This is a genomic window from Mesorhizobium sp. M7A.F.Ca.CA.002.09.1.1, from assembly GCF_003998555.1.
GTDB classification, from domain to species: Bacteria; Pseudomonadota; Alphaproteobacteria; order Rhizobiales; family Rhizobiaceae; genus Mesorhizobium; species Mesorhizobium ciceri.
Map to the genome: position 1 here is coordinate 1 of NZ_RZRR01000405.1, position 4,827 is coordinate 4,827.

General features: G+C 63.6%; 4 protein-coding genes. All 4 read left to right on the forward strand.

Translation table 11 applies throughout. The features are described from left to right. Positions 1-872: response regulator (locus EN994_RS18085; protein ID WP_164745993.1), on the forward strand; the 872-nt coding region annotated here is incomplete at its 5' end. 512 nt (positions 873-1,384) lie between these two features. Continuing rightward, entirely contained in the window at positions 1,385-2,413 is a 1,029-nt protein-coding gene (locus EN994_RS18090) for a substrate-binding domain-containing protein (RefSeq protein ID WP_027163159.1), read from the forward strand. A gap of 96 nt (positions 2,414-2,509) precedes the next feature. Next, a complete protein-coding gene (gene pstC, locus EN994_RS18095) occupies positions 2,510-3,976 on the forward strand; it encodes a phosphate ABC transporter permease subunit PstC (RefSeq protein WP_127307696.1) in 1,467 nt (488 codons plus the stop codon). Beyond that, on the forward strand, positions 3,973-4,827 hold an 855-nt coding region (locus EN994_RS18100), incomplete at its 3' end, for a DUF3333 domain-containing protein (RefSeq protein ID WP_127307697.1). The genes pstC and EN994_RS18100, both read left to right, overlap by 4 nt.

The following is a 4,827-nucleotide window of genomic DNA, read 5'->3' on the forward strand; positions in this document are numbered from 1 at the left end:
CATCATGGACGTTCGATTCCTGCGCGGCCGAAAGCGGCGCCGAAGGCCTCAAGGTGCTGATCGCCGCAGCCGCCTATGGCGTGCCGGTCGATTGCGTCGTGCTCGACTACCAGATGCCTGAAATGAGCGGCGCCGAAATGGCGCGGATCGTGCGCAACACCGCTGGCCTTGCCGGAACGCCGATCATCATGCTGACCTCGGTCGACCAGTCGCTCGCCAACACCAGCTATCGCGATCTCGGCATCGATGCCCAGTTGATCAAGCCGGCGCGCTCTTCGGTGCTGCTGGAAACGCTGGTCGCCACCATCCAGCGGCATCGCCACAACACTGGCGGCAGCGACGCGCAGCCGCTCGCGGCCGACGTCGCTGCGAGCAATGTGACGCGGCCGCAGCCCTCGGCACCGTCCGAACAGCGGGCGCTGCTGCAGCCGCCTTCGATTCGCCCCCGGCCACCGGTGGCGGCTGGTGGCGACAGGCTGGACATACTGGTGGCCGAGGACAATGAGGTAAACCAGATGGTGTTCACCCAGATTCTCGGCGAGACCGGTTATGGTTTCGAGATCGTCGGCAATGGCCGCAAGGCGCTCGATGCCTTCGGCCGGCTCAACCCGTGCATGATCCTGATGGATGTCTCCATGCCGGAGATGAACGGTCTCGAAGCGACCGCCGCCATTCGCCGGCTGGAGGAAGAAACCGGCACGCATGTGCCGATCGTCGGCGTCACCGCGCATGCGCTGAAGGGCGACCGCGAGCGCTGCCTGGAGGCAGGCATGGACGACTATCTGCCCAAGCCGATCAGTCCCCGGGCGCTGCTCGAGAAGGTCGAGCGCTGGGTCGGCGCCAGCCGGCAGGCTCAGCGCAACGCCGGGTAGGGCCGGTCCTGCCTGTCCGAGTGCCGGGAATACGGCGAAGATTCGCGCCCTGCCAGCGGCCAAGACTATGGTGCGATCGCACCATATCAAAGGTTGTATCCAGCCGAGACAATGGCGGCGTTCGATTCCTCCCTTTCCAGTTACGGGCGGGAGCAGCGACCGCCGGCATGAGACAGCGTCAACCTACCCCAACGGACCTGTTTTCGGCGATGGCCCGGCCATGACACCGTCTGGCTGAGAGCAACGCGCTCCCGTCCGGCTTTTTTTCGTAAAGGCCGGCTAACCCCAAATCGCTGGCCAATCTCGGCCCCAAGCGGAGCAAGTCTCTGATTCCGGGGACAAAGCCGGGCTGCGTGTTCAGTGCCGGCCAGGCGGCGTTTTGCTCATCGCGATGACGCGTTACCGGGGTGACATCAAACTGTCATGCGACTGTTATAATCGAAGGCTATTGGCCTCAGCGGGCGCCGACTGACGAGCGCCGAGAGACCATCTTCCGAACAGGAGCAGGCCACATGAAGAAATTCCTCTATACGGCGTCGGCCGCTGCGCTTGCGCTCGCCGCGTCGTCCGGCTTCGCCGCCGCGCGCGACCAGATCCAGGTCGCCGGATCATCGACCGTGTTACCTTATGCCAAGATCGTTGCCGAGCAGTTCGGCGAAACGTTCACCAACTTCAAGACCCCGGTCGTCGAATCCGGCGGCAGCGGCGCCGGCATCAAGGAATTCTGCAAGGGCGTCGGCGAAGACACGATCGACATCGCCAACTCGTCGCGTCCGATCAAGGCGGACGAACTCAAGTCCTGCGCCGCCGCCGGCGTGAAGGAAGTCCAGGAAGTCCGGATCGGCTATGACGGCATCGTCTTCGCCACCGACATCAAGGGCCCGGACTGGGCGCTGGTTCCCGCCGACATCTACAAGGCGCTCGCGGCCAAGCTGGTCGTCGACGGCAAGCTCGTCGACAATCCGAACACCAAGTGGAGCCAGGTCAATCCGAAGCTGCCCGACTGGGACATCGCCGCCTACATTCCGGGCGAAAAGCACGGCACGCGCGAAGTGTTCGAGACCAAGCTCCTCGATGCCGGCTGTGACAAGGCTGCTCTCAAGGCCGCCGGCATTGCCGACGACAAGGAAATCGGCAAAACCTGCATTGCCATCCGCAAGGACGGCAAGGCCGTCGACATCGATGGCGACTATACCGAGACGCTCGCCCGCATCGACTCCAACAAGACCGGCGTCGGCGTGTTCGGCCTCGCCTTCTATGAGAACAATGCCGACAAGCTGAAGGTCGCCACCGTGGAAGGTATCGTGCCTTCGACCGAGACGATTGCCAGCGGCAAGTATCCCGTCTCGCGCCCGCTGTTCTTCTACGTCAAGAAGGCGCATCTGGGCGTCGTTCCCGGCCTCAAGGAATATGTCGAGTTCTTCCTCGACGACCAGATGGTTGGCCCGGAAAGCCCGCTCGCCGAATACGGCCTCGTTGCTGCTCCGGATGCCGAGCGTCAGGCCCAGCGTGACGCTTTCGCCGCCGGAAAGTCGATGTAATCAAGCTGCCGAACCGGGGTGCGGGTCAAATCCGCGCCCCGGTTTCACCGCAGGCCGCAATGGTGGCTGCGTTAGAATTTCCCTTGGGGTGGGTCCATGTCGTCCTTGCTCGTACTGGCCATCGTCGTTGCCGTCGGCCTGGTTGCCTTTTTCATCGGCCGGCAGCGTGCCGCGGCCCAGGACAATGGCAAAGTCAAGCCGCATTCGCGTGCCCACTATCACGGCTGGTGGGCCTTCCTGCTCGCCGTCCTGCCTGCTCTTTTGCTGCTTGCCGTCTGGGCCGTCGGTTCTTCGGTCTATCTTGACCGGCACATCCACGCTGCCTTGCCCGAGCGTACCGTCGACAGCAAGGTTGCCAGCGAGGCACTGGATGTCAGCCTGGTAAAGAGCCTCGCCAGGGGCCTGCGCAAACTCGATGCTGGCACACTGGCCGCAATGCCTGCCAGCTTTGCCGAGTTGCAGCCGCTGCTCGCCGCCAAGGGCGTGGCACTGGCGAGCGACACACAGGATTACATGATCCCGATCGCCGTCGAGGCGAACAAGGTCCAGGACCGGCTCGGCCTGTTCGGCGCCATTGTCATTCTGGCTTCCTCGATCGCCGGCGCCTTCTATGCGCTCAGGCAGATCGAGCCGCGCGCCAGGGCGCGCAACAATGTCGAGCGGTTGATGCTGTGGGGGCTGCTTGCCGCCTCCACCATCGCCATCCTGACCACCGTCGGCATCGTGCTTTCGATGCTGTTCCAGACGATCACCTTCTTCGAGAGCGTCTCGCCGATGAGTTTCTTCTTCGGCACGGTCTGGGATCCGCGTTTTGCCGCTGCCGGTTCGGGCGGCAGCCAGGGCCAGTTCGGCCTGATCCCGCTTCTTGCCGGCACGCTCTATATCGCCGCCGTCGCGCTGCTGGTTGCGGTGCCGGTCGGGCTGATGTCGGCTGTCTACATGGCCGAATACGCAACGCCCAGGGTGCGCTCGGTGGTCAAGCCGGCGCTTGAACTGCTGGCCGGCATACCGACCATCGTCTACGGCATCTTCGCCGTCGTCACGCTTGGGCCGTTCCTGCCCGACCTGTCAGCGGCGCTGACCGGCGGCTCGCCGTTCATCCAGGGCCAGAGCATCTTCACCGCCGGCCTGGTCATGGGCGTCATGCTGATCCCGGTCGTCTCCTCTCTCTCAGACGACATCATAACCGCGGTGCCGCGCGCCATGCGCGACGGGTCGCTCGGCCTCGGCGCGACCCGCTCCGAGACGATCAAGCGGGTGATCCTGCCGGCGGCACTGCCCGGCATCGTCGGCGCCATCCTGCTGACTGCCTCGCGCGCCATCGGCGAAACGATGATTGTCGTGCTGGCGGCGGGCGTCGCCGCCAACCTCACCATCAACCCGTTCGAGGCGATGACGACCATCACCGTCAAGATCGTCAACCAGCTCACCGGCGACCTCGAGTTCAATTCGCCGCAGACGCTGGTCGCCTTCGCGCTCGGGCTGACGCTGTTCACGCTGACGCTGGTGATGAACATCGTCGCGCTCTACATCGTGCGCAAATATCGGGAGCAGTACGAATGACCGACATTCCCATGGATACGATGGTCAGGCCGGCGGCCCATCCGCGCCGCGACATCGGCCTGAAGGCCCGTTACGCCGCCGAACGCCGTTTCCGCATCTATGGCGTCGTGGCGATTTCCGTAGGCCTGGCGTTCCTGGCAATCATGCTGATCACCATCGTCTCGAAAGGCTACACCGCCTTCTGGCAGACGACGGTATCGCTGCCGATCACGTTCGACGAGAAGGTGATCGATCCTTCCGGCAAGCGCGCAACCGATCCGAGCGTTCTGATCAAGGCGAATTATCCCAAGCTCGCAGAAAACGCGCTGGTGGCCAAGCTCGGCATCTCTCCTGATGACAAGCCGATGATCCAGAAGCTCAAGGGCTTCCTTTCGGAAGGCGCCCGCGTCCAGTTGCGCGACATCGTTGCCGCCGATCCCTCGGTGATCGGCACGACACGCGACGTCAACATCCTCGCCGCCGCCAATCTCGACTCGGCTTTCAAGGGCCAGATCGACCTCAGTGTCGAGGAAGCGCGACGCAAGGTCTCGGACCAGCAGATCACCTGGATGAACAAGCTCAAGGCCGAGGGCGCGATGGCCGAGCACTTCAACAGCGGCCTGTTCACCTACGGCGCCTCCAGCCGCCCGGAAACCTCGGGCATGGGCGTGGCGATCATCGGCTCGCTTTATATGATGGTGATCGTGCTGCTGCTCGCGCTGCCGATCGGCGTCGCCGCCTCCATCTATCTGGAGGAATTCGCCAAGAAGAACCGTTTCACCGACCTTATCGAGGTCAACATCAACAATCTGGCCGCAGTGCCGTCAATCGTCTTCGGCTTGCTCGGCCTCGCGGTGTTTATCAATTTCCTG

What these genes read in the sequence shown, in the direction of transcription:
- EN994_RS18090 (WP_027163159.1), top strand. Translation starts at nt 1,385, where the DNA reads ATGAAGAAATTCCTCTATACGGCGTCGGCCGCTGCGCTTGCGCTCGCC.
- pstC (WP_127307696.1), top strand. Translation starts at nt 2,510, where the DNA reads ATGTCGTCCTTGCTCGTACTGGCCATCGTCGTTGCCGTCGGCCTGGTT.